We start from the raw sequence: 24,697 nt of genomic DNA, 5'->3' as shown, positions 1-24,697 counted from the left end.
CGTTTAAATGAACGGCATGTCTATACTGCTTGGTGTGCCCAGCCACTGTATACATAGGTCATCGGCCGTGGCCCAGATAAATACGCTGCACTCAGCTCCTCGACGATAAAGCCGCTCGCTTCGATGAGCGCTGGGATATCACGGTTCAGATGACAGCCCCCAGCCAAGGGCTTCCACAAAGGTGTTAATCGGTGCTGCCAACGCTCGACCGAAGAATCTGGGGCCAGTCCATGTTCACAGAATAACAGTCGGCCGCCAGGCTTGAGTAGTCGTCCCATTTCCTGAAGCGCCGATATTGGGTCACTGATGCTGCATAGGGTAAAAGTTATAACAATGGTGTCAAAGCGATCTGTCTCGGCATGAATACCCTGAACATCCGCTGCGACCATTTCAACAGGGATACTAATAGCGGCCGCTCGCTGGCGCCCAAGAGCCTGCATCTGGGCGGCAGGGTCGATACCAACAATAGAAGAAACTTTTTTTGGGTCATAAAACGGTAGATTGAGACCGCTACCGATGCCAATTTCCAGTACCTCACCTATTGCTTGGGGTACGATTTTCGACCGCGCCTCCATGACCCCACTGGTGCCACAGGCAAGATCAATCATTTTTGGTAATACATAGCGTTCGTATGGATTCATAACTTTCTCCATTTACTGTAACTGGGCAGCACTGCACTCAGCCTAGTAACTGGTACGCAATTGGTTGCTTGGCAGTGCGCGCATAGTAATACTTTAGTTGATACTTTTCACTCATAACAGGACTCTTATCTTAACAGAATCTATTTTAAAAGAGCCAATAGCGCTTTGCACTATTGACCCTGTCATTACTTCACTACTACAACCAATTAACGCTTACAGGTGTTGGTACCCAGCATGGTATACAGTGGACAAAAACGAAACGTACCGGTTAATAAAGGTACTAAGCCAACCACGCCCCACCAGCTTTGGTAATAAGCACCCAATCCGATAACCACTAAACCGGCGACTATACGAAGCATTCTATCAGTACTTCCAACATTAATATTCATAGCTGAGTCCTTAATAGTAGTTAAATATAACAGTAGTATTAATAAGCCAGCTATTTGTTCGTAGGCCAGCATTATTATGGATGGTGTTGGTTCTGCGCTTTCAATTTATTATAAGCACTGCTCTATTATCTAAAATTACTACCCAAGCATGTTAATGGGTACTTTTAAATAACGGGCACCATTGTCTTCAGGTTCTGGCAAACGACCCGCATCAATATTCACCTGTACTGAGGGAATAATCAGCCGTGGCATCTCAAGCGTAGCATCACGCCGCTCGCGCATTTCTATAAATTCCGCTTCGTTGATGCCATCTTTGACATGAATATTGCCTAGTTTTTGTGCCGCTACGGTAGTGCTCGGACAGTGTTTACGGCCTTGGCTAGGATAGTCATGACACAGATAGATCACCGTATTGTCGTCAAGTGCCAACAGCCTTTTGATCGAGCAGTACAAGGTTTTAGCATCACCACCAGGGAAGTCACAACGAGCCGTGCCCACATCAGGAGCAAAGATTGTGTCACCAACGAATACTACTGTTTTTTCATCATCAGCGGCGATATAAGCCATATCAGCCGGTGTATGTCCAGGCACGTGCATAGCAGTAATAGTAATCGAACCCAGCATTAGGGTGCCACCTTCATCAGTCAGAATATCAAACTGGCTGGCATCAGTACGAAAGCTGGTATCAAAGTTAAACACCGTTTTAAATATTTTTTGTACGTCAGTAATATGCCGTCCCATCACAAGCTCCCCGCCTAAAGTCTCTTTTAGATGAATGGCACCTGATAAATGGTCCGCATGAGCATGGGTCTCAATAATATAGACCAGCTGCCAATTCTGGTCTCGCACGAATGTGATCACCTCGTCGATGCCTGAGGTACCTGTGTGGCCTGACTTAGGATCAAAATCCAATACGGGGTCAATGACGGCGCATAATTGCTGCCCAACGTCCGCTAATACATGAGTATAAGTTTCTGTATCGCTATGTAAGAAAGAATGTACTTGCATGGCTATCTCGCTACTGTCTGATAATTGGCTTAATGTATAACTAAATGGTGACTATACAGCTTTGGCTAGCTACTGAGTCTAGTCTATATTTGGGTCTTTGTATCGCTCAGTAATTGTTATTAATATAGAAGCAACTGTCCTTAATATAGCAGCAACCTAACGTTTTATAAACTTATATAATGTAAATATATATAACTTTATATGATCATTGAAATGGTGGATAATTAATGGTTGATTCATCTCCGGAGAGATTAAAACTTTAAGAGTTTTATTGCTTTTAGAATGGTGTATTGTCGCAGCACTTGTCTGCATTGGGTGTTAAAATAGCTGTAACTAAGAAATCCATATATATCTATGGCGACTACTGTCACCGTCCACTATCCTTATAAGGAGCCTATTCTGAAGACTTCTACGCAACCGATGACCTCGTCTACTGACCCCATTCATCACCCTGATAACTCCATAGATCATTCAGATTCAAACGCGACAAATTTTGCACCGCTTGATCTAGCGAAGCAAATGCAGGAGGCGTCATTACAAGCCAGCCAGTTATTAAAATCGCTATCGCATCCTGATCGCTTGATACTGTTGTGTCAGCTGACCCAAGGCGAGTATTGTGTTAGCGAGCTTGAAAAGCTAGTTGGTGTTGGACAACCAAGCTTATCGCAGCAGCTGGGTATCTTGCGTAAAGACCAATTGGTTACCACCCGCCGCGAGGGTAAACAAATTTATTATAGTATCGCTAGTGATGATGCCTTGGCAGTGTTACAACTATTATATCAGCGCTTTTGCAGTAAGGCTGAGTGATGTGGCATACGCAGTTGGACTTAAACGCTAATCGCTAGTTTGCGTAAATTTTTATTAGGATGCTTCTCGACTCTACTTATACTTTTTAATATGATGATAATCTGATATGCCCTCTACCGCTGCTCGTCTGATTCCGGCCTGGCTGCGCCACTACCAAATAGCCACTCTGCCAACTGACGTAATCGCAGGACTGGTGGTAGGTGTGCTAGTCATTCCGCAAAGTTTAGGCTATGCAGTATTGGCAGGCTTACCTCCCGTGTATGGACTATATGCCGCAATTGTGCCAGTTATTGTCTATGCATGGCTGGGTTCTAGTAACGTACAGGCGGTCGGTCCGGTTGCGATTACGGCCATTATGACTGCCAGTAGCTTGCACGCTTATGCAGATCAGGGCGTTGAGCAGTATGCATTAATGGCAAGCCTACTGGCGTTGATGGTGGGTGCGCTATTATGGATTGCTGGACGATTAAGACTTGGCTGGATTATGCAATTCATCAGTCGCGGGGTATCGGCAGGGTTTATTAGTGGCGCAGCCGTACTGATCTTCGTCAGTCAGCTGAAGTATTTGACCCATATTCCCATAGCAGGAGATAGCTTAATCGGTTATCTTTCCAGCATGCAGATGTATGCTCGGCAGTTGCATCCCTTAACATTACTCATTGGCGTGATTGCTTTTGCGCTCTTGGTTGCGAACCGCTATGGCAGCAAATGGGTATGGCGATCTTGGCTATCACTATCATATGCCAAATGGGCAGAACGACTATTTCCGCTGATTCTACTTAGTATTGCAATTGTCCTTAGTATCAACTTGCATTGGTCGGCTTATGGGGTGGCAACCATCGGTAGTATTCCGCAAGGATTACCGTCCTTAAAATTGCCCTATGTGTCAGACTTCCATGACGCCTTAGACTTATTGCCTACTGCAGGCCTGATGGCACTGATTGTGTTTGTTTCAAGCAGTTCAGTGGCTAGCACTTATGCCCGTCTGCGCGGTGAAACCTTTGATGCCAACCGTGAGCTGAACGGGCTGGGGCTCGCCAATCTTACTGGTGGACTATTTCAAAGCTTTGCCGTTGCAGGTGGCTTTTCGCGTACAGCTATCAACGCCGACTCTGGGGCTAAAACCCCGCTTGCCAGTCTAGTAACCGTCCTGGTAATGATTGCCGCCTTAATTGCATTTGGCAATACCCTGGCTCCACTACCCTACGCTATTTTGGGTGCCACTATTATGGCCTCCATCATTGGTCTCATTGATATTGCCACCTTAAAATCAGCATGGCAGCGTGATCGTTTAGATGCGGCAAGCTTTATGGCGGCGTTCGCCGGAGTGCTAATATTTGGACTTAATACGGGGTTGGTTATTGGCTTGATGGTGTCATTCGCCAGTCTGATTTGGCAATCTAGTCAGCCGCACGTGGCTATTGTTGGCCAACTGGCAGGTACAGGGCACTTTCGCAATATCAATCGGCATAATGTGGTGACCTTCCCTAATTTATTGATGTTGCGTATCGATGAGAGTCTATTCTTTGGCAATAGCGAGTCCGTCCATCGGCGGATATTACTCGCCACCCAGCAATATCCAGAGGCTCGCGAAATTATTCTGATCATGTCAGCAGTCAATCATGTTGATTTGACCGCGCAAGAGATGCTGATAACGCTTAACCAAGAGCTTACTAGTCAGTATAAGCGCTTAAACCTTAGCTTTGTTAAGGGACCAGTCATGGATATCATTGAATATACACCACTCATTACCAAGCTGTCAGGTCAGGTTTTTTTGAGCACTATTGAGGCGGTTGATGCTTTAAAAGACCACTAGCTTTTATTATGAACGGTTGGCTTTTATTATAAATAGCCAGCTTTTGACCTAAACTAACACTAGCTATTGCTGTCTGCCACAAAATACCGTTATGATGGACTGCTATTGTGTTGAGTACGCGCTAAAGAGAGTCGTAGTGAATGACTATTTTGCGTATAGCAGCTTGCATACCACCTACTCAAACACAGCATGACTTTTTAATAACAATAATAGACACTATTTATGACCGACAATCTGACGATTTATAAGCAAATTTACCCCATACAATGCTCTAAACTCGCTGAGCTGGGCTATCGCTCAGTGATCAATGTGCGCCCAGATGACGAACATATCACCCAGCCGAGTAGCCAAGATTTGGCGACTGCTACTGAACAAGCAAACTTAGCCTATCATCATATACCCTTTGACGATGAGCGCTTGAGCCAAGTTACTGTTGAGCAGTTTGCTAACTTTTATCATGACTTCCCAAAACCTATACTGATGTTTTGTGGTACTGGTGTGCGTGCCAAACTGCTCTACCAAAGTGCCTTGATGCAAGGTTTGCTATAAGATATTCTTCTATAAAACCACGGTTGTCAGCGCTATACTGACATGCTGTCTCTTTGACAATAAACCTAATGAGTCAACGTTCGCATCCATTGCGCTGACTGCTTTACTGAAATGATGTAATCAATAGTTAATGCCACTTACTTCAAATTTATAATTCTAAAAAGGAGCTCATATGAGCCACGAAATCAGCATTACCGGACAAATTACCCCTGATCAAGTTCCCATGATTGCCGAAAATGGTTTTAAAACTATCATTAATAACCGACCTGATGGCGAAGAATCGGGACAACCAACCAGCGCTGATATTGCCACTGCCGCTGAGAAGGCAGGCCTTGTTTATAAAGAAATATCCTTTGCGGGTAGTGAGTTAAATCAAACTCATGTGGAAGATTTTGCCGACTTTTTTAATCAAGCCGAGCAGCCTATTTTAATATATTGCCGTACCGGTGCTCGTTCAACAGGTATTTATGAAGCGGCAAAAAACATGGACTTGTTGGACGACTGATATGTTAGATGTTATGGATACTTAGCTAGTTAGGCAATGGAGCCCATATAAAGATATGGGCTTTTATAGAATATAAGACCCTGTTTTAGATCAGTTTTAAAGTTATATTGCCACAAGGAACGTGAGCTATTTGAATAGTCATCCTAATATAACTTTCAATTTTACAAGGACTGTTTTATGAGTAATACTGCGCTCGCTTTGCTGCCACTAGGACTTGCCTACATTATGTTTACCTTGGGCGCTGGACTAAAACCCAGTGACTTCAAGGTTATCGCTAATCATCCCAAAGCATTTTTTGTCGGCTTAGTGAACCAAGTCATTTTTGTACCCTTAGTAGCTTTAGCGGTGGTCTTAGTAATGGCTCCGCCACCAACTATTGCCTTTGGCATTATGCTGATTAGTTTTTGTCCAGGCGGCGTCACCAGTAATATGCTCACCTACTATGCTAAAGGTAATGTTGCGCTCTCAGTGGCACTCACTGGTGTCGTTAGTCTATTATCAGTCATTACTTTGCCAATCTTAATTACTTTGGCTTTTAATCACTTCATGAAAGACCAGGCCAGCTCTATTAGTGCCGTAAAGATCGGTATAGTGATGTTTTTATTGACAGCTTTGCCGGTTACCCTAGGTATGCTCGCTCGCTATAAGTTCACTGACTTTATGGTACGTAGAAGCACTATTCTTAATGGCTTGGCCAGTATCTTTTTTGTATTAATCGTTCTTGCTGCCATTGCTTCTAACTGGCAGTCGCTACAATCACAGTTCACCCAAATTGGGCTAGAGCTTGTGCTTATCATTGTGATCTTATTTGCTTTAAGCATGCTAATTGCTAGAGTGTTTAAGCTTAGCTGGTATGATACCAAAACGATCTCAATAGAGACCAGTATTCAAAACAGTACGACTGCAATTACTTTAGCACCTATTATTATGGGTGTGAGCACTCTACCGGTCATCGCCTTACCTGCCGCCTTATATGGTGTACTGATGTATATTGTTGCGCTGCCAATTATTCTTTTAGTTAGGAACAAGAACTGATTATGGTAGATGTAAAAAAGCCACCTCAATTATTGAAGTGGCTTTTTTTATTAACGTTAAGACTGTTTGAGCTTAAATAATCTTTACTGCATTACTAGGTAATCAAAGGCTGATAATGCGGCCTTACTACCTTCGCCCATCGCGATATTGATCTGCTTAAAGGGCACTGTAGTCACATCACCACAAGCAAAGATACCTTTGCGATCAGTACGGCAACGCTCATCAATCTCAATCTCACCAAAGCGGTTCATATCGACGAAACCTTTGACAAAGTCAGTATTAGGTAGCAGACCAATCTGGATAAATACTGCTGATAAATCAAGTTCTTTAGTCTCACCTGAATGACGATCTTCATAGATAATAGAGCTTACCTTGTCATTAGTCGCTTTAATTTCTTTAGTCGCTGCACTAGTAATAATCTCGATATTGGTTTTTTCTTTGGCTTTATTAACCAATACTTGGTCGGCTTTGAGATCATCAGCAAACTCAAATACAGTCACATGTTTAACGATGTTAGCCAAGTCGATGGCGGCTTCGATACCTGAGTTACCACCGCCGATGACTGATACGTCCTTACCTTTAAAGAACGGACCATCACAATGCGCGCAGTAGGCAACGCCTTTACCGATATTCTCTTCTTCGCCTGGGACCCCAAGCTTACGCCATTGGGCGCCTGTGGCTAAGATAATACTACGACTTTCAAACACTTCACCAGTATTCAAATGAATACTATAGTTTTCTTCTTCAGTCTCACTAATCTCTTTAACACTGACATGCTGTTTTAAGGTGATGTTGTATTCGTGCATGTGCTTTTCAAAATTGGTTGTCAATTCAGTACCCGTGGTCAATGGTACTGAGATTAGGTTCTCGATATCTTGGGTATCTTTCACCTGTCCACCAATACGGTCAGCCACCATGGTTACTTTTAGGCCTTTACGAGCGGTATAGATAGCAGCAGCGATCCCAGCAGGACCTGCGCCAATGATGGTCACATCTTGCTGCTCTAGCTGTTCCGCGTCGTCTGCACTGCCGTCTGCTAACAAATCAGGGAACTGCTCTTGCAATTTTCCGATCAATTTAGCGGTATCAATCATACCATTTGCAAACGGCTTGCCATTCAAGAATACCGCGGGCACACCTTGGATATTGTTGGCATCTACTTGCTCTTGGAATAGTGCGCCATCAATCATCTCATTGCTGATACTGTCATTTAATAGCGCAAACTGGTTGAGCGCTTGCACCACTTCTGGGCAACTATGACAAGATAGTGAGATATAGGTCTGGAACTGTAATGGCTCATTAAAACGTTTGACTAGCTTTTGAATGCCTTCGTCAAGTTTTAATGTATGACCACCCGCTTGCAAGATCGCTAAGATTAGCGAGGTAAATTCATGGCCACCAGGAATACCGCTAAACACGATACCAGTATCAGTCAATGCACCATCAATATGGCTACGCACGGCAAAACTAATTGGACTTGGTAGGCTGTCATCGTTTGCAGCGGCGTCAAAATTGATTTTGTCGGTTGTTCCTGCAATCTTAGTCAAAAAATCAATCAATTCAGCACGTTTACTGTGCTCGCCTGTACCTAATACAAAAGTAATTGGACGAGTCATTTTTTCGCTGTAGCTTTTAACAGCATCTAATAAACCTTGGTCTATCATGTTTGTTCCTCATTATTATTGAATATGTAACATCAGCAACGTGACTGTAAGTTAAAAAATAGAAGTAATTATGTGGTGGTGAAGACTAGGGTGTTGTTAGCACTGTACTAATCATCTTTAATGGCCCTATTATCATGCGATTCAGCATTTTGAGCAAGCTGAAAAAGTCAAATACTATATTTTAAAAAACCAATCATATCCTAATAATTGTTTTGTATTTTAAACTTAATGATAAATTATAGCCGTAGTCATGAGGTCATTATTTCGCTACAATCGAGGGTAGATGATCACTTTAATAGCCCATTTTTCTAATGATAAACTGCCTTTATAAAGTAGTGATTAATCTTGGCTTCTTATAATACTGATTCTCACAATACTGATTCTTACAATACTTATTTTTATAATACTAAGCCTTATAACCATCAAGTCTCAAAATCATAAACCGTCTTAACCACCATGCGCCAATGCTTATTCTAAGCTTGCGCTCAATAACAAGGATGACAACATGAGAAAGACTGATACATGGCAAGATAACAAAGATATTATCGCTGAACTTAAACAGCAAGACAGCCACTTTGCGAGTATTTTTGATGAGCATACTCAGCTCAATCAGCAAATCAATCAGCTCGAACGTGACCTAGTCAAACATGCCAGTCGTGATGAAGAAATCGAACAAATGAAGCGCCGAAAGCTGCAACTTAAAGACGAAATTTATAAAATAATCGATAAGAATAAAACACAGTCTCGCACTTAACCTTATTACAATCTTGCCCTTAACTTGATGTAGTAAGCAAGTATTATAAATACTGGTACACATAAAATATAAAAAGACCCCATCAACATTGGCTGATGGGGTCTTTATTTATGGCGTTTAGTTAAACTTAAACCTCATAAATTGTGTACTTATAAAAAAATAACTTAGATTTTACCAACAAGATCAAGGCTTGGTTTTAGAGTCGCTTGACCGGCTTCCCAAGCTGCTGGGCAAACTTCGCCATCGTTATCACGTACATATTGTGCCGCTTTTGTTTTACGAACCATATCTTTTGCACTACGGCCAATACCACCAGCATGAATCTCGGCAACTTGAACCAAACCTTCAGGATCGACTAAGAAAGTACCGCGCTCTGCTAAACCAGCTTCTTCAATCATGACATTAAAACCACGGGTGATTTTACCAGTAGGATCGCCAATCATTGGATATTGTACTTTACCAATAGCTTCTGAAGAATCATGCCATGCTTTATGAGTGAAATGCGTGTCAGTAGAAACTGAATATACTTCTACCCCTAGACCTTTAAGCTCATCATAATAAGCGGCCATGTCTTCTAACTCAGTTGGGCAAACAAAAGTAAAATCGGCTGGATAAAATAGGAAGATAGCCCAGCTACCTTTTACGTCTTCTGAAGTAATGGTTTTGAACTCACCATTTACGTATGCTTCTGCTGAAAATTCTGGGATTTCTTGATTGATAATAGACGCCATGGTTGGCTCCTTTATTTTAAATTAATGAGTAATTATCGAGATAGCTGCTTTGATTGAGTCTTTAGCTAGCTGCAATACCTTGTAAACTATACGTGAATTCTATAGTTAATCCAGTTAAAAGTTTTTAATTTGATGTTTTGTTTTATTAAACTTGTTAAACTATTCTATCTACTGTTTTTCAGTATATAACTGGGCGTAAACGGCCCTAGTATATGACAGCGATAACCATAGAAACTGTATTGAAAGCCGATTAAAAGAGAACCTTTATGATTACTTTACGCCAACTTGAATTTGCCTTAGCCGTTGCCAAACACCGTCACTTTAAACGTGCTGCTGAAGACTGTAATATTTCACAGTCAGCCCTTAGTTTGGGAATAGCAGAATTAGAGAAGCAGCTCGATACCCAGATTTTTGAGCGCAATAACAAGCAAGTACTGATTACGCCTATTGGACAAGATATTCTAACGCGGGCGCAGCGAGTATTCTCTGAAATCAATGACTTGACTACGCGTGCTCACAGTCATCAAACGCCACTTGCTTACCCGATGACTGTCGGTATCATTCCGACTATTGCCCCTTACTTACTGCCAAAGGTACTGCCTGCACTTCGAGCCCACCATCCCGAATTTCGCATGACTATCGTTGAGCAGCAAACTGAGCGTCTACTCGAACAAGTACGTTATGGTCATATCGATACCGCTATTATTGCTCTACCCTATGCCGTAGATGGACTGCATAGCTTTGAGTTTTGGAGCGAGGACTTCTTTGCAGTATTCCCAAAAGACGATGACCATGCCAAGCTTGAAGCCATTAATTCTGACGAGCTGGCAACAGCCAATTTGATGTTACTTGGTGAAGGTCACTGTCTAACTGATCAGACGCTATCGGTCTGTCATTTTGATCGTGAACAGATGAAATCAAGCTTTTCTGATGCCAGTTTGAATACCTTAATCCAAATGGCTCTGGCTAATATGGGTACGACGTTAGTGCCAGAAATGGCCTTGAATCAATTACACCTACAAAACCAAAATGCTGTTGCCGTACCACTGGCAGAGAAAGGGCCACATCGTCATATCGCTTTTGTTACCCGTCTAAATTATGCTCGGGTCGATGATGTCAACTTGCTCGGTGATGTATTCAAGAAGGCTCTTGAAAAGAATGCCAATCAAGACTAGCGTGTTAGTTATGACTTACTGATGATAAGTAGCAGCTAATAAGACTATCAGGTAAAAAATGTAGCATGCTAGCGGATAGTACAAGTAAGCTATGCGACGATAATATACGCATCACACTGTTGCTGAGCTATCAAATACCAGGTCTCGATGCAGTATTTGATAGCTATAGCTAGGACGTCTTGAGGTAAGACATCTATAAGCACTAGATACCTTGCCAGCTGATTAATTATAATTAGTGTTTGCTAAGCGCTTACCCCGCTGGTCTGGAGTCGTAAGCACGAAAAAATATCCAATCTTTGCGCTTATTTTACCAGTAGCTTGATAAACAACTCACTGCCCTGCCGTGCGGGATACGAATTATAGCAAGGCTCCATTATCTCAATATCAAAGTAAGGAACAAAACGCTGACGGTACTCATTGGCACTACCGCCAAACGGTGGCTGATCGCGGCCAAAATTCTTATCAAATAATAGACCTGTTAGTTTACCTTTAGGCTTCAGTAGCGCAACCATTTGCTGTACATAATCATCACGGCGTATAGGATCTATCGCACAAAAAAAGGTCTGCTCAAGTACCCAATCAAACTGATAATGGCTCGGTGATAAATCAAAAAAGTCTGCACAAACTAGATATTCGGCCAGAAAGCTGGGATAACGCTCAGCAAAGGCTTTAATCGGCGCAAGGGCAAAATCAACTAACGTCACGTTGGTGAAGCCTTGCTCATGTAAGTAGCCGACCTCATAGGCATTGCCGGCTCCAGCCACTAGAATGGCCTGATCCTTAGCCGACTCGGGTAGCTGGTCAATATAAGCCTTAAGCGGTGGTGATATTTCACCCATATCCCAGCCAATGCTGTCCTGCTCATAACGCTGTTGCCAAAAATCAGCTTGATTGACATTATCCATACACTATTCGTCCCTTATATTATCGATCCCTTAGATTACCATTATATTCGACTGGATCGTTTAAGCCTTGCACCTAGCAATATTATCTATAATATCAGTATTTTTGATACGATTTGTATCGTTATAATTAATTTAATCTAAAATCGCTTTAATTTATCCAACCAAACCTAAAATCAGTCTAGGCCGTGTTATCGATTACTCCTGATTTTCCTGCCAGCATATCGTGCCATTTCTTATATTCTGGCATCGCCGTCGCTACTGTTTGCCAAAATGCGCGGCTATGGTTGGCATGATGTAAATGACATAACTCATGAACAATCACATATTCTGTACACTCTATAGGATAAGCAGGAAGGTGAACGGACAGCCATATACGACCAGCGCGCGTATTACAACTGCCCCAGCGCGTGTGCATTTTTTTGATCCGTATTTCGCGAGCTTCAGCACCAACAATCGGTTGCCATTTATCAAATAGCTCAGGCATAACGATGGATAATTGCTGTCGATAATAGGCAGTTTTTTCATGGTCATTAAGCATAAAAGGTTGCGACTCACCCCATAGCATGATGGCAGTAGAGGCTGTTGATGGATCAGCTGATGGCAGCTGTCCGTGTTTCTGTCTGCGCTTATGCTGCTCTAAAACTTGTTCGTGACATGCTAATGCCCATGACACACGCCTAGCAACGGCTTGCGCGACTTGGAGCGCATTGATAGATAGTGGTACTGATACCCTTAATTGATAAGGCTTGAGACGAAAATTGATATTTTTAACCCGCTTTGGGGTAACCTGTAGGGTGATGCCGGCTTGAGCCAAACAGTGCACAGCACTGTCCAATAAAGGATGAACGTACTTTTGTGGCAGGCTCAAGGGTTCCATAGATTATTCGCAACCTTTATCATTACACTCTCACTATAGCGCTTGCAAGTGATTATCAAAGGACATCATATGTAGCTTGCTGTCTTTGGTCACGCGCTGATTTGACTGTTGTTCGCTATCTACAGCAGCTGTCTTTAAGCCAATTGCATTTAAGCCAATTGCATTTGATCCCGTCACTTGCAAAGCAGTCAATTGACCTAGGCCATCACTAATAATAAAACCAGCTTGCTTACCACTATCTATATTTTCATCGGTTTCAATGTTGCCAAAGTCAAAGTCATTCATTTTGAGATTATTAGCTTTAAAATCCGTGTTTTTAGGATCACTATTTTTATTGCGATTGGCTTTATTGTGATTGGCTTGAACATTATAACTCTCACTGCTGCGTAACACAGACGCCCCTGCACAGTCCGGTAGATTCACATCGCTAATAAGCTTGCGGGTACTTAAGTCATAGACAGCCGCACAGCCCCCAAACGGTGTGGTCACACACAGTAAGTTGTGTTGGCTATCAACGACCACGCTAGCAATATACTGATGGAAGCGTTGCCATTGATTGTCTGGCATGATTAGAGGACTAAACTCAGAGTCACCACGCTTATGAGTCAGTACTAAAGGGACATTAATATGCTTTTCGCCCTGGAACTGAATGCCAACCATTACTGTTCCGTCGTTATGCACAGCTAGATGACGCACGCTCATTTGATTGTGCTCAGGAAAAACTTGTTCAACCAGCTGGCCATCTTGGCGGTTAATATAAACCAATGAGGGATGCATAGTATCTAAGTTCAACTCCTCGCGTGAGGCTCGTTCAGTCTTAATACCACCATTAGCAATAATTAATGTCTCACCATCAGGGTGCATAATGAGCTCATGTGGCCCAATACCATGCGAGTCAAATTCAGCGACTTTTTGATAGTCACAACTGGCATCGTAGATACCAATTTTACCCGCTAAACTTACGGTATCATTTTCGGTCACATAGAGTAATTGACCGTCTAGGCTATAGCAGGCATGACCATAAAAATGTCTATCAACAGCTGATTTGATAGCATGCTTTACTTGTCCTGTAGCCGTATCTAATACCCAAAACCCTTCGCTAGGGCGTCGACCCATGACCACGACATCGCGGCAAGCAGCCTTCTTATTACCATTACTGACCTGATCACTAGTATCCTCAACATCGGGCTGCACGACAATATCATGAACGCGCTCTGGCATAGTCGTCTGCCAGACAATCTGACGATCGGCATCGATACCGACCACACCAAAACCATTATCGCTATCATCTGTAGTCGCAGCCGCTTGCGGCATGGATGCCACCCCACTGACCCAACATACAGAACCTGCCAGCATGGTAGTAGTGTGTAGGGCTAGCTTAGCTGTAGCCTCGTCGGGATCAGTTTTATCGTTGTCATAGCTAGGATAGCTTTTGTTAGAATGACCACCATTCGGATAGCTTTGATAAGCCTGTACAGCTTGCTGACAAACATACTTTAAGCGGTCAAGATGCTCAGAACGCGATAAATCATGCAGCTGAAAATTTATAGCAGAAGGTACCTTACGCAACCCAGTCAAATAATCTTGCAAACGCGCATCTGGTTGCTGCTGCTTACGATATCGATGATGTAGCCCAACTAGGGTTGTGGTGCCTATCAGAGTTCCTAGCAGAGTTCCTAGAGTGGTACCAAGCGCAGTTAGTGCTGAAGCGGTCAGCAGCTCATAGGTAGTAGGTTTACCTGTAGTACGCTTATCCATAGTGTTAAGACCCTTAGTTGCTATAGCTTTTATCTGCTTGTCGATCGCTTAACAATCAGTCATTCAATGTCAGCTATTTAATCGCCATCAGTACTGTTAAAGCCCACACGAATACCTAATGTCGGAATTAGCTGGCGTTTAAGTAGGCGCGTGACGGTCGTTAGATGATCATATAACGCTTGCTGTGTTGCCTTGTCTGCGGTTGCTAAATCTTCTGGCATCTGTGCTAGCAAGGTTGTGGTTTCGGCAAGTACCGTCGATAGATTATCACCAATTTCACTGTTATTATTACTAGCAAGCATGGCCGTTAGTACCGGATCTGTCAGGGCTTTATTTAAGGTGGCTAATTTAGCATTGATAATGACGCGACTTTGACCCGCAGTTGCTGCTGGCAAATGACCTTTCGCTTTGCCTGTCAGACCTAGCGGCTGATCTATCGCAATAGATTTCATATTCTCAATCAATGACAGCAGAGAGTTAAACCATTGGTTCAATCCTTGATCGCTATCTGCAGTTTTATCAATCGCCAATAAATCTGTCGCATTCTCTTGCCAGTTTTTTTCAATATCTTTTAAGCGCGTGCTTAATGCGCTACTGGCGCTAATAACATAGGCACACTGACCAGTGTCTAGACTATCATTAGCATATAGTGCTTCTTCTAAGCCGGGTATACCTTGAACAATAGCGCTTTGGTTGGCAAGTTGCTTAGGCGTCAATGTGGGATTGGCAGCGATGAGTTCAGCGACGCCGCTATGCACCAGACCGCGCTCATCAGGATAATAGTTTATATATAAATCACTCATGCTGGCGGTCGCTGGACCAAAATTGATCATCTCCGCACTTGACCATGCTTGAGCTAAAACTAACCACTGATCACGTAGTACTTGTAACTCATCACCGCCGACTGGCACTTTCTGACAATGCTGTTGTGCCAGACTGTGTAGCAGAGCACTTTGCTTTGTGGCATCCGTATAAGCTGGAATGATAATATTATCGGCAACGTGAGTCAGATAAGTTTCTGCAGTCGCAGGGCTAATAACTACTGGAACAATTGGGTCGGCATTAGCACTTTCATTGATACTTTTATTAGCCGTTGTGTTGTTAGTAGCACTGGTCGCTGTAGACTCTTGCACTACTTTTTGACCGTCACTATCAAGCGCTTTATTGTCATCAGCAGGTTTAACACAGCTGATCAATAATCCCGCACTTAATGCAGATAGCGCCATAGCTAAAGCATGGTTCTTTTTCATAACTTTCTCGGTATTGTCTCAATATTTACATCAATTAGTAAATGAGGCGGCTAATCTCATCAATGTGTTTAACGATTGATCATGAATCTGTATTAATAGTAAGTCTGCCTCAATAGTGAATCTGTCCCACTATTACAATGATTTTAAAAATGCATTGAGTTCAGTCCGACCTTGTTTATCCAATTTGAGCACTTTTTGTTGCTGCTTAGCAGCTTCCCCACCATGCCACAATACTGCTTCCATCAAAGTACGAGCGCGGCCATCATGTAAGAAGGTAGCTTGAGGATCAACGGTTTGCGCCAGGCCAATACCCCACAGTGCCGGCGTGCGCCATTCATAAGAGTTGGCTAAAAATTCCACTTGTGCATCTTTCGGCGGTAGCTTACCCGCGATAGTACGATCCGCTAAGTCATCGCCCATATCATGTAGCAGCAAATCGGTATAAGGATAAATGACTTGTCCGTGCTGCTCAATATTATCGTCATTAGTCTTTGGTAGCTGATATCTTGGAGTATGGCAACTTTGGCAGCCCATGTCATAAAAACGCTTTTTACCAGCTAATACCACGGTATCATCAGCATTACGTCGATTTGGAACTGCTAAATTACGAGTGTAAAATTCTACGAACTTAGCGATTTCATCGTTCACTTCAACGGGCGGCTTACCGTTGCCTTGTTCATCGGCGCCAGTGGTCGCATCAAGGCAAGCGGTTTGCGCAGGCATACAAGATTCATGAGGTCGAATATTTGAGGTCAGACCCATATCTTCACTGAAAGCACTTTGGTTTTGCGTCAAAATCTTAGTTTGTCCCGCTTTCCAACCAAAACGACCCAACGCCAACTTGCCTGTCTTTGGATCCATCACCCAGTTAAACTTACCGCGGATACTGCTTGCATTGTTATCAGCATTTTTATTATTACTGACGGCCTGTTTTTTGATGTCCTCGTCAGGTATTTGCTCTAGTAAACCAAGTCCAATCATCGGTAGTGCAATGCGTGGTGACACCATCAGCTCATCATCAAATGCGCCGTAACCAGGTTTGGTCAAGCTGAAGGTCGGCGCACGCAAAGTCTCGATATGACCATCTGCAAAAGTGACCAGCTTATCTGTCCACTGCACGGCAATTTGCGCTTCTGCCGGTACGCCCTGAATGCCGCGATCTTGCAATTGACCACCATAGACTGGATGGGCAACTTTTTCTATCAGAGAGTTCTGCAACTGTTGCCGCTGCTCATCGGTAGTCGCTGGCATAGCAAGACGGACCAATAAACTATCCGCATCATCTTCAGTATTCATTGGAGCATGACCACGTCCGTCTTTCACATGACACGACTGACAAGCCGCAACGTTAAATAGCCCCCCGAGTCCATCACGACTATCCGTACTGGCAGGGGCCATCACCCACGGTTGGCTAAAAAAGGCATTGCCAATAAAGAAATCTCCCTTTCGCGAGGCCGTCAAATTTGATGACGGTTTAGAATAACTTTCAGCGCTAGTAATAGTAACGCCTGTGTCACCGCCCTGCTTAACCTCTTGCGGATCAAAGGTGGCTAGCTGTTGCATCGGCACGCCAGCCAGTGCTTCAATGGTTTGCGTGCGCTCAGCTGATACCGCTTGAGTTTGATTGGTATTCGTCGCACTGTCTGATGGTTGACAGGCACTTATGGATAGCGCACATAGCACGCTTAGCGCAAGCTTGGGTGACGAAATATGTGGTGTTGAAGAAAGGCAGACAAAACCTGATAACGTAACTTTCATCGCGTTAATAGCTTTCATGACGTTCATAGCCTTCATAAAAAATTACCTTAGCTCTAATATAGAACTATTAAAATCGCATGCTATAAAGTTTTTCACTTTTAGTCGATATACCAGAGCTGTCTGTATATCAGAGCTGTCTATGCCCTGGGCTATCAGGTTATCTTAATGTGGTATAAAAAACACGCTACCAACCATTATTAACAACGTGGCTATTATACCTAAATCTTACTGATATGAAAATCATTCTCATTAGACTAATGTGACTCATTAGCCATTCAAATTTAGTACAGACTAATAATATACAACCGATCTTATACCGCCAAGCCTAGAGTCGTTAGATAACAAACAGTCGTTAGATAACAGACAGTCGTTAGATAATAAACAGTCGCTAAATAACAAAAAACAACTTAAGACTGTTAGCCAGCATCAGCATCTAGATTGTCAATGCCGACCACTTTTGCCGCATTCTCAATCCCAGAAGTCAGCTCCTGCAAGCTAGTGATGCCGTTCTCGATCCAGCCACGACGAATATTTTGTTCTTCAGCAGAGATACCTTGCTCACTCACTTGTCCGACGGTAGCGATCATTTGATCGACCTTGATATTTTCTTTTTCGCCTTTGGCTACGATTACATTAAAAGCATCTTCTACTTTTTTAAAGTCCATAACCAGCTTGTCGGCAGCGTCTTTATGGTCAGTATCTATCAAATAATTCTTGATACCATAGCCACCGACTGACTCACCAGCGACCGTTTTATAGCTGCCATTAAAGACGTTTTGAATACCCAGAGCATTATTAGCGTAGCTTAAATGCGTCAAATCACTAAAGCACTCATGCTCATCTTCTGTTGAACCGGTAACAAAGGCGACCTGCATACGCTGAGAAGCCAGCTCTCCTAGCGCTAAACTACCCATTTGGTACATGATTTGGCGCATGGCGTTATTATCTTTACGTGCCATCATATCGCTACGTAAAGTGTGTTCACTTTCAGGCTGCCACTGGGCTTCCATCGCAGTTAAATCATTGACCAACAGTTGAGTCACTGCTTTTAGATACTGACCACGACGATTACAAACACTCACATCTGTATTGACGGTCTCGCCACTAGTACATTTATTATCTGTAGTCATATAATCGCTGATTGGACGATTACCGGCACCTTCGGCAACGCCATTGGTGTCTTGACCCCATAACAAAAACTCAATCGCATGATAACCGGTGGTGACATTGGATTCGCTGCCACCGATCTCATTCATTGCTGCCAATAGCTCAGGAGTAATAGTTTTGGTGTCTTGCTTCGAGCTATTAACAGTAATGCTATCGCTATTGATGATGTTGTCTTTACTATTATACTCGCCCGCATAACTGTCACTGACGTAATCGATTAATGCCTCGTCAAGTGGCCATGCATTTATCTGAGCTTCCCATTCATCAATACTGCTGATCGCACGTTGGTCATCAGCGGTAACAAACCCTTCATCAAAACGGAAAGTTTCAGTTTGTGAGTATGGCTGACGCGCTGCTTTATAAGCCGCTTTTGCTGCATCAATATTCGCTTGGGTGGGCGTATCTACATAGGTATCTACCGCTGTTCGTAATATCTTAGCCGTATCTAATGAATCTTTATAAGCGGCATGTACCATATCTACATGGCTTAGCATCAATCTATCGATACTGGCCTGTTCAGTAGTTGACTTATTGGTACCTGAATCGGATTGAACCGCTGTTTGCGTATCGGTAGCGACGGCGTCCTCATTAGTCTGCTTGGTGCAACCCGTAACCATTAACAGTCCTGCAAGTGCAACCGCTAAAGTGGTGGGTAGGATCTTGCGGCTCGTCACTGTGGTGATGTTCATACGCGTCCTTAAGGGGATTTATCAAGTAAGAAATGGCAAAAGTACATTAATAATGGTGTAACATTGAGATTATGCGAATTATAATGCTATTGATAACGATTATCAAACTTAAATTAAACTCTTTACGTTTTATGCAAATTTATTCTTAGTACGCCTAGCTTTATTTTAGGTCCTCTTCACTTGATAAATATTTTATTAAGGCTTTTTTTAAGGCATAAAAAAAGGCCAGCGCAGTGCTGACCTTCTTAGTGAATATAACTTCTTAAGCCTAGCTTTTAGTAGCTAGTTCTTAATCATTAATTCTTAGTTTACGCTTTGTGGCGTATTAATGGTTAATTCAACACGACGGTTTTGCTGGCGGCCATAATCAGTATTGTTATCAGCAACTGGACGAGATTCGCCATATGCGACAACATTAATACGGCTAGAAGATACGCCGCGTGCCGTTAAGTAATTCGCGACTGAATAAGCACGGTCACGTGATAGACCTTGGTTATAAGACGCTGAACCTTTACTGTCAGTATGACCCGCAATAGTAATGGAGTTTTGGTTATACTGATTCATCGTAGAGGCAAGCTTATCAAGCGTTGGCTTAAAACCTGAGCTCAATGTTGCATCATCAAATGAGAAAGTGATATTGGCTGGCATTACTAGATCAATGTTGCCATTAGGATTCTGGGTAACAGTGACGCCACTACCAGCCATTTGTTGCTCAAGCTGTCTAGCCTGACGCTCCATGTAATAACCAACACCCGTACCTAGTGCAGCACCAATAGCTGCATCACGACCGGTGTTATCTCCACCAGTTGCTTTAGAAATAACAGCGCCACCAGCGGCACCAGCTAGAGCGCCGATAGCCGTTTTATTGATGCGTTGTTGTCCAGTATTCGGATCAGTGACACAACCACTGAGTGCTAGGCCGGATGCTACTGCTAAAATCATTATTTGGTTGCGCATAAATTTTCCCTCTGAAGTTGGAATTACAGATAAGTCGTGCTTCTACAGACTGTACTTTTTATAAGATTTGTTGATAAGAGTTTGTTAACTCCTACCTTATTGGGTGTCATTCTTATTCGGTATTATTATCTCAAGAGCAAGCTATCTATGTGTAATATTTTGTCACATCTATGTATGAGAAGTGCATGATACCTTACGACTAGCAACGACTAGCAACCTCATCAGCCACAACACCGTTATAAAATATAAAGTAAATTTCATAGCTATTGGCTTGCGATACGCTATATGTTTTTTCTGTACTTTTGTTTCATCTGTTATTGTGAGTCACGTTAACACTCGTACACTGTTATTAATTTCTGCTAGAATCAGGCCATAGCTAGGCAGCATTACGATCACTGTACTCTACGTGATGGTAAAACCATTAAGAATGATGGGGAATGTAAGAGGCTTTTGGTCATTTATAGTGATAGCCATTATTGGCGCAGAGACTTTTAGAGTCATATCTTAAAGGTTAACACCTTACTGAGTATAAATAACCTAAACACATATAATTTCAAAGTACCCATTCTAAAAATAGTTAATTTCAAAACTAATAACTTAGAATCTAACAATATCGAAATATAAGGATTGAGTATGCGACTGACCTCTACCATTAAAAAAATACATAAACGCAGCCCTAGATTGGGCAAAGCGGTCTCATTGGTGACCGCCACCGGTGTCATTACTGCCAATAGTATTGCGGCCGGTATCCCTATATGGCTGATGGGAGCCACTAAGGTCATCACTGGCTCACAGATTGCAGACAAGACAGTGATTGGCGTCACTAATTATTGGATTCACGGCAACAACGCCTTAATTGATAATATTTTGCCAGATAAAGACTGGCGTATTAGCTTACCTGAAGATGTGGATACTCAGGGTAAATACTTGCTTATCAGTAATCATCAGTCATGGGTCGATACCAGTATTGTGCAATACATTAGTGAAAAGCGTTTGCCATTAACACGGTTTTTTACCAAGTTTGAACTGATTTATATTCCTGTGATTGGTCAAGCATTCTATTTTTTAGACTTTCCAATGATGCGCCGGCACTCGAAAGAAGCCGTGGCCAAAAATCCAGCACTGCAAGGTAAAGATATCGAAGAAGCCAAGCGTGCCTGTGCCTTACTTAAGGACAAACCTTTTACGTTGTTAAACTATCTAGAAGGAACGCGCTTTACGCCAACCAAGCGTGATAAGCAGCACTCGCCGTACAAAAATTTGCTGAAACCACGAGCGGGTGGATTATCTCTTGCTATAAACGCGCTGGGTGAAGATATGGATGGTATCTTAGATATGACCATTGTCTATCCTGATGGAGTACCGACTTATAGTGATTTATGGAAAGGAAATATTAAGCGCTTGGGTGTTGATGTTCGCCATATTAAGATGCCCGACGATTTGTTTACTGCTATCCAAAACGGCGGTTACGAAAATGATGAGCCTATCAAGGCGCAGATGTTTGAATGGGTAGAACAGATATGGCGTCAAAAGGATCAACGTATTACGAATATGCTTGCTGAGTTTGATACGTCTGATACGTGATAACGAGACTCTGAGACTCTGAGACTCTGAGACTCTGAGACTAAAAATGCTTTATTGACAGGCTCAAACAAAGGGTTAAATAGCAGTAGTCAATAAGGCGGCGTTAAATCAAGATAGCGTTAGGTCAAAATAGTATTGACGCCACCTGGCACTGTTTTTATTTATAATGATTTATTATAATGGCTGATGGGTTGTTTTTCAGCACTATTTATTGATAGTGTTAATAAGCATTGAAACCTACCATTCATTCAATAGCCATTCATTATATTATATAGAAGGTATGACTGTGTCCACCTCTCCTGCTGCTAACCTGCCTACAGATTCCAAACCATTACCCAACCAGTCGACCGACCCACTAAACACTCAGTCGCCAAACTCTAAGCGGCCCAAGCCAAACCGTTTGAAACTAACCTATGACATGCTGATGATTGTCGTTATCAGTATTGATTTATTCTTGATCAGTATTGATGCTATTTTGATGAGTAATTTTACCAGCAGTGTTGCAGGATGGCTGACACTCAGCGAGGGGCTGAACTGGTATCAAAGCACCTTACACGATCCATTACGTACGGCTGGCGGGTTTTTTACCATATTTTTAATCTTAGAACTATTATTGCGCTGGGCTATTGCGATTAAAGAACAGGTCTATTATCGCTGGTTTTTCTTTCCCTTTGTGCATTGGTATGAAGTGTTAGGCTGCTTCCCGCAGCTACGCGCACTGCGTTTATTTCGGGCGGTGATCATCGGTCGGCGTTTATATCAGCTTGGTTATCAGGTGCTACCGCAGCCGTGGCTTGACCGTATTAAGTTTTATATTAATTTAATATTAGAAGAGTTATCCGATCGCGTCATCCTAACCACCATTCATAACTATCGCCAACAGCTAACCGATCCTGAGATGCAACAGTCATTGATTGAATCCACGATCGGTCGTAATCGTGATGAGATTGAGGCGGTACTATTGTCTTTGTTACGTAAAGAGCTGGCACCGCAGCTGCAAAACCTTACCGGTGACTCGAAAGGTGGTAATCTAATAGCAAGCGAAGTGGGCAACGCCATCCAGGAAGGACTGGCCAATACTCCTGAGTTGCGGCGCTATCTGCGCCTAATCCCGATCGCTGGCAGCTTGATTGAATCACAATTGCAACATATCGGGCAGAATATTGGTGAAAATGTCGTCTATGCCCTTAACGCCCGACTGCTTGATGATGAGCGTATTGACGCCTTAATGATCGCTATCGCTCAGGGGGTTGCTCAGATCGATACTAATGATACAGCCCTCGATAACTTGATAGCGCGTATTATCTCTGACAGCCTACTAGAATTTGAGGCACAAATAAAAGTTCAACAATGGAAACACCAAGATATGCTCAAATTTTAGTTATTTTATCAATTGATACCTTTCAATAAACTGTAGTTAAGGCCGTCGCTGGCTTATATTTTATAGGCTAAGGGGCTTGTTAAGTCCTCACCCCACTTAGTACACTGTGTATTAGAACAATACTTACTTAATAGCGTTTTTTGACTAAAAAAATATAATCGCTGGCATATAACCAATAATAGCTGGCATATACTCAAAACTGCGCCGTGGTTGCAGCGATACGAATACCTTTTGAGGATCAATAGTATGATGATTTCAGATAACAACAGCCAAACTCTCTCTCCGACCGTGCCTGCCATGACCTTTTATGGCAAGATGCTGACTTTTTCACGTTTGCAACTAAACACTGATGATCTACCTACTATCGAGACCCAGCTGGCTGGTCTGCTTAGTAATAAAACCAGCAATATTCCGATCATCATTGATAGTGATATTGAGCAAGACTTGACAGCCTTAGTAACGCTGCTATGGTCATGGGGCCTGCAACCTATCGGTGTGGTCACCGGTGTGCTTGACTCACAAGCACGCGCTCGACAATTAGCGATATTTCCAGCAGAGGGCAAGCGTATTGAGCGCATTTTACCCAGCAAAAAATCTGTACCCCCTGTTAGCCAAGCAGCTGTTGATAACCCTGCGGAAAAGCCATCTGATAATAGCGTTAGCGCCACAGCAAACAACGAAGCTGCTGAAGCGACTACAGCTACCCAACAGTCAGCAGAGGCCCTACTCAGCGCCGAGCATATTACTAGCCTAATCTATGACCAAATGCTACGCTCAGGACAAAGCCTTAATCATGTCGGCGGTGATTTGATTTTGACCAATAGCATCAATAGTGGCGCTGAAGCCATTACCGACAATAGCCTGCATGTTTATGGCCGCGCACAAGGGCGCTTAGTCGCAGGGGCCACGGGTGATAAAGATGCGCGTATTTTCTGCCAAGTTTTTAACCCCTCATTGGTGTCAGTCGCGGGTACTTATTGCTTACGGGATAACTTGCCTGACCATTTGATCGATAAGTCTGTACAAGTCCGTTTTATAGAAGGCCAAGGTTTGGTATTTACCGTTATGGATGACACTAAATCGCTAGTATAAGCGGTAGATATCATGTGCTTGTTGCTGGTAGTACTTACTTCGTCGCTCAACTGCTATTTAATTCGAATTTAACGCTTTTTTGGTGCTTAGCTAATGGCTATTTAAAACGTTATTTAACGCTATAATCAGTTAAGAATCTACTTAATATCATAATAAGTTTGTTTAACAAAAATACGCTACTGTTAATCTTTAACTTAGCTCATAT

At 42.8% G+C, this 24,697-nt stretch carries 22 protein-coding genes; 10 read left to right on the top strand and 12 right to left on the bottom strand.

What is annotated here, in order from left to right; all coding sequences use genetic code 11:
* Window positions 1–20: 20 nt before the first annotated feature.
* The 3 genes from H4W00_RS04560 to H4W00_RS04550 all read right to left on the bottom strand — a co-directional run bounded on the left by H4W00_RS04560 (window position 21) and on the right by H4W00_RS04550 (window position 2,038).
* Window positions 21–641, bottom strand: a complete 621-nt coding sequence (locus H4W00_RS04560) for a class I SAM-dependent methyltransferase (protein WP_209956438.1) — start codon at window positions 639–641, stop codon at window positions 21–23.
* Window positions 642–847: 206 nt separating this feature from the next.
* Entirely contained in the window at window positions 848–1,030 is a 183-nt protein-coding gene (locus H4W00_RS04555) for a YgaP family membrane protein (protein ID WP_209956437.1), read from the bottom strand.
* A gap of 138 nt (window positions 1,031–1,168) precedes the next feature.
* Window positions 1,169–2,038 (bottom strand): MBL fold metallo-hydrolase, encoded by an 870-nt coding sequence (locus H4W00_RS04550; RefSeq protein ID WP_209956436.1) that lies wholly within the window; start codon window positions 2,036–2,038, stop codon window positions 1,169–1,171.
* 354 nt (window positions 2,039–2,392) lie between these two features.
* On the opposite strand from H4W00_RS04550, the gene H4W00_RS12705 reads away from it, so the two are divergent.
* The 5 genes from H4W00_RS12705 (at window position 2,393) to H4W00_RS04525 (ending at window position 6,750) form a co-directional block, all read left to right on the top strand.
* Entirely contained in the window at window positions 2,393–2,845 is a 453-nt protein-coding gene (locus H4W00_RS12705) for an ArsR/SmtB family transcription factor (RefSeq protein ID WP_442966431.1), read from the top strand.
* Between the two features lie 106 nt (window positions 2,846–2,951).
* Entirely contained in the window at window positions 2,952–4,661 is a 1,710-nt protein-coding gene (locus H4W00_RS04540) for a SulP family inorganic anion transporter (protein WP_209956435.1), read from the top strand.
* 222 nt (window positions 4,662–4,883) lie between these two features.
* On the top strand, window positions 4,884–5,210 hold the full coding sequence (locus H4W00_RS04535) for a beta-lactamase hydrolase domain-containing protein (protein WP_209956434.1): 327 nt from the start codon (window positions 4,884–4,886) through the stop codon (window positions 5,208–5,210).
* 172 nt (window positions 5,211–5,382) lie between these two features.
* Window positions 5,383–5,715, top strand: a complete 333-nt coding sequence (locus tag H4W00_RS04530) for a TIGR01244 family sulfur transferase (RefSeq protein WP_209956433.1) — start codon at window positions 5,383–5,385, stop codon at window positions 5,713–5,715.
* A 177-nt stretch (window positions 5,716–5,892) separates the two neighbouring features.
* Entirely contained in the window at window positions 5,893–6,750 is an 858-nt protein-coding gene (locus tag H4W00_RS04525; protein ID WP_209956432.1) for a bile acid:sodium symporter family protein, read from the top strand.
* Window positions 6,751–6,833: 83 nt separating this feature from the next.
* Here H4W00_RS04525 and ahpF read toward each other — a convergent pair whose 3' ends face one another.
* Window positions 6,834–8,414, bottom strand: a complete 1,581-nt coding sequence (gene ahpF / locus H4W00_RS04520) for an alkyl hydroperoxide reductase subunit F (RefSeq protein WP_209956431.1) — start codon at window positions 8,412–8,414, stop codon at window positions 6,834–6,836.
* 505 nt (window positions 8,415–8,919) lie between these two features.
* Between ahpF and H4W00_RS04515 the strand changes: the two genes are divergently transcribed.
* Window positions 8,920–9,168: a YdcH family protein gene (locus H4W00_RS04515; protein WP_209956430.1), complete on the top strand. Its 249-nt coding sequence runs from the start codon at window positions 8,920–8,922 to the stop codon at window positions 9,166–9,168.
* A 164-nt stretch (window positions 9,169–9,332) separates the two neighbouring features.
* On the opposite strand, the gene ahpC is transcribed toward H4W00_RS04515, so the two are convergent.
* Window positions 9,333–9,899: an alkyl hydroperoxide reductase subunit C gene (gene ahpC, locus H4W00_RS04510; protein ID WP_209956429.1), complete on the bottom strand. Its 567-nt coding sequence runs from the start codon at window positions 9,897–9,899 to the stop codon at window positions 9,333–9,335.
* A 266-nt stretch (window positions 9,900–10,165) separates the two neighbouring features.
* Here ahpC and H4W00_RS04505 point away from each other — a divergent pair, with 266 nt between their 5' ends.
* Window positions 10,166–11,074 (top strand): hydrogen peroxide-inducible genes activator, encoded by a 909-nt coding sequence (locus tag H4W00_RS04505; RefSeq protein ID WP_209956428.1) that lies wholly within the window; start codon window positions 10,166–10,168, stop codon window positions 11,072–11,074.
* A 302-nt stretch (window positions 11,075–11,376) separates the two neighbouring features.
* Here H4W00_RS04505 and H4W00_RS04500 read toward each other — a convergent pair whose 3' ends face one another.
* The 7 genes from H4W00_RS04500 to H4W00_RS04470 form a co-directional block, all read right to left on the bottom strand.
* Window positions 11,377–11,979: a methyltransferase domain-containing protein gene (locus H4W00_RS04500; protein ID WP_209956427.1), complete on the bottom strand. Its 603-nt coding sequence runs from the start codon at window positions 11,977–11,979 to the stop codon at window positions 11,377–11,379.
* Window positions 11,980–12,157: 178 nt separating this feature from the next.
* Window positions 12,158–12,856, bottom strand: coding sequence for a M48 family metallopeptidase (locus tag H4W00_RS04495; RefSeq protein ID WP_334684872.1), 699 nt, complete (start codon window positions 12,854–12,856; stop codon window positions 12,158–12,160).
* 33 nt (window positions 12,857–12,889) lie between these two features.
* Window positions 12,890–14,614 (bottom strand): DUF1513 domain-containing protein, encoded by a 1,725-nt coding sequence (locus tag H4W00_RS04490; protein WP_209956426.1) that lies wholly within the window; start codon window positions 14,612–14,614, stop codon window positions 12,890–12,892.
* A gap of 77 nt (window positions 14,615–14,691) precedes the next feature.
* Complete coding sequence (locus tag H4W00_RS04485; protein ID WP_209956425.1) at window positions 14,692–15,864, bottom strand: imelysin family protein; 1,173 nt, start codon at window positions 15,862–15,864, stop codon at window positions 14,692–14,694.
* A gap of 132 nt (window positions 15,865–15,996) precedes the next feature.
* Window positions 15,997–17,640 (bottom strand): di-heme oxidoreductase family protein, encoded by a 1,644-nt coding sequence (locus H4W00_RS04480; RefSeq protein WP_209956424.1) that lies wholly within the window; start codon window positions 17,638–17,640, stop codon window positions 15,997–15,999.
* Window positions 17,641–18,038: 398 nt separating this feature from the next.
* Entirely contained in the window at window positions 18,039–19,478 is a 1,440-nt protein-coding gene (locus tag H4W00_RS04475) for an imelysin family protein (RefSeq protein ID WP_209956423.1), read from the bottom strand.
* 303 nt (window positions 19,479–19,781) lie between these two features.
* Entirely contained in the window at window positions 19,782–20,435 is a 654-nt protein-coding gene (locus tag H4W00_RS04470) for an OmpA family protein (protein ID WP_209956422.1), read from the bottom strand.
* A 633-nt stretch (window positions 20,436–21,068) separates the two neighbouring features.
* On the opposite strand from H4W00_RS04470, the gene H4W00_RS04465 reads away from it, so the two are divergent.
* From H4W00_RS04465 to minC, 3 genes are all read left to right on the top strand, one after another.
* The gene (locus tag H4W00_RS04465) at window positions 21,069–22,019 is read left to right on the top strand and encodes an acyltransferase (RefSeq protein ID WP_209956421.1); all 951 of its coding nucleotides are present in this window, start codon (window positions 21,069–21,071) and stop codon (window positions 22,017–22,019) included.
* Between the two features lie 286 nt (window positions 22,020–22,305).
* Window positions 22,306–23,400: a hypothetical protein gene (locus H4W00_RS04460; RefSeq protein ID WP_334684871.1), complete on the top strand. Its 1,095-nt coding sequence runs from the start codon at window positions 22,306–22,308 to the stop codon at window positions 23,398–23,400.
* 246 nt (window positions 23,401–23,646) lie between these two features.
* Window positions 23,647–24,492, top strand: a complete 846-nt coding sequence (gene minC, locus H4W00_RS04455) for a septum site-determining protein MinC (protein ID WP_209956419.1) — start codon at window positions 23,647–23,649, stop codon at window positions 24,490–24,492.
* The last annotated feature ends 205 nt before the right edge of the window (window positions 24,493–24,697 follow it).

This window comes from Psychrobacter sp. PL19, assembly GCF_017875835.1.
In the GTDB taxonomy this organism is placed as follows: Bacteria; Pseudomonadota; Gammaproteobacteria; order Pseudomonadales; family Moraxellaceae; genus Psychrobacter.
This window is presented reverse-complemented; position numbering and strand designations above follow the sequence as displayed.

What these genes read in the sequence shown, in the direction of transcription:
- H4W00_RS04560 (WP_209956438.1), bottom strand. Translation starts at nt 641, where the DNA reads ATGAATCCATACGAACGCTATGTATTACCAAAAATGATTGATCTTGCC.
- H4W00_RS04555 (WP_209956437.1), bottom strand. Translation starts at nt 1,030, where the DNA reads ATGAATATTAATGTTGGAAGTACTGATAGAATGCTTCGTATAGTCGCC.
- H4W00_RS04550 (WP_209956436.1), bottom strand. Translation starts at nt 2,038, where the DNA reads ATGCAAGTACATTCTTTCTTACATAGCGATACAGAAACTTATACTCAT.
- H4W00_RS12705 (WP_442966431.1), top strand. Translation starts at nt 2,393, where the DNA reads ATGGCGACTACTGTCACCGTCCACTATCCTTATAAGGAGCCTATTCTG.
- H4W00_RS04540 (WP_209956435.1), top strand. Translation starts at nt 2,952, where the DNA reads ATGCCCTCTACCGCTGCTCGTCTGATTCCGGCCTGGCTGCGCCACTAC.
- H4W00_RS04535 (WP_209956434.1), top strand. Translation starts at nt 4,884, where the DNA reads ATGACCGACAATCTGACGATTTATAAGCAAATTTACCCCATACAATGC.
- H4W00_RS04530 (WP_209956433.1), top strand. Translation starts at nt 5,383, where the DNA reads ATGAGCCACGAAATCAGCATTACCGGACAAATTACCCCTGATCAAGTT.
- H4W00_RS04525 (WP_209956432.1), top strand. Translation starts at nt 5,893, where the DNA reads ATGAGTAATACTGCGCTCGCTTTGCTGCCACTAGGACTTGCCTACATT.
- ahpF (WP_209956431.1), bottom strand. Translation starts at nt 8,414, where the DNA reads ATGATAGACCAAGGTTTATTAGATGCTGTTAAAAGCTACAGCGAAAAA.
- H4W00_RS04515 (WP_209956430.1), top strand. Translation starts at nt 8,920, where the DNA reads ATGAGAAAGACTGATACATGGCAAGATAACAAAGATATTATCGCTGAA.
- ahpC (WP_209956429.1), bottom strand. Translation starts at nt 9,899, where the DNA reads ATGGCGTCTATTATCAATCAAGAAATCCCAGAATTTTCAGCAGAAGCA.
- H4W00_RS04505 (WP_209956428.1), top strand. Translation starts at nt 10,166, where the DNA reads ATGATTACTTTACGCCAACTTGAATTTGCCTTAGCCGTTGCCAAACAC.
- H4W00_RS04500 (WP_209956427.1), bottom strand. Translation starts at nt 11,979, where the DNA reads ATGGATAATGTCAATCAAGCTGATTTTTGGCAACAGCGTTATGAGCAG.
- H4W00_RS04495 (WP_334684872.1), bottom strand. Translation starts at nt 12,856, where the DNA reads ATGGAACCCTTGAGCCTGCCACAAAAGTACGTTCATCCTTTATTGGAC.
- H4W00_RS04490 (WP_209956426.1), bottom strand. Translation starts at nt 14,614, where the DNA reads ATGGATAAGCGTACTACAGGTAAACCTACTACCTATGAGCTGCTGACC.
- H4W00_RS04485 (WP_209956425.1), bottom strand. Translation starts at nt 15,864, where the DNA reads ATGAAAAAGAACCATGCTTTAGCTATGGCGCTATCTGCATTAAGTGCG.
- H4W00_RS04480 (WP_209956424.1), bottom strand. Translation starts at nt 17,640, where the DNA reads ATGAAAGCTATTAACGCGATGAAAGTTACGTTATCAGGTTTTGTCTGC.
- H4W00_RS04475 (WP_209956423.1), bottom strand. Translation starts at nt 19,478, where the DNA reads ATGAACATCACCACAGTGACGAGCCGCAAGATCCTACCCACCACTTTA.
- H4W00_RS04470 (WP_209956422.1), bottom strand. Translation starts at nt 20,435, where the DNA reads ATGCGCAACCAAATAATGATTTTAGCAGTAGCATCCGGCCTAGCACTC.
- H4W00_RS04465 (WP_209956421.1), top strand. Translation starts at nt 21,069, where the DNA reads ATGCGACTGACCTCTACCATTAAAAAAATACATAAACGCAGCCCTAGA.
- minC (WP_209956419.1), top strand. Translation starts at nt 23,647, where the DNA reads ATGATGATTTCAGATAACAACAGCCAAACTCTCTCTCCGACCGTGCCT.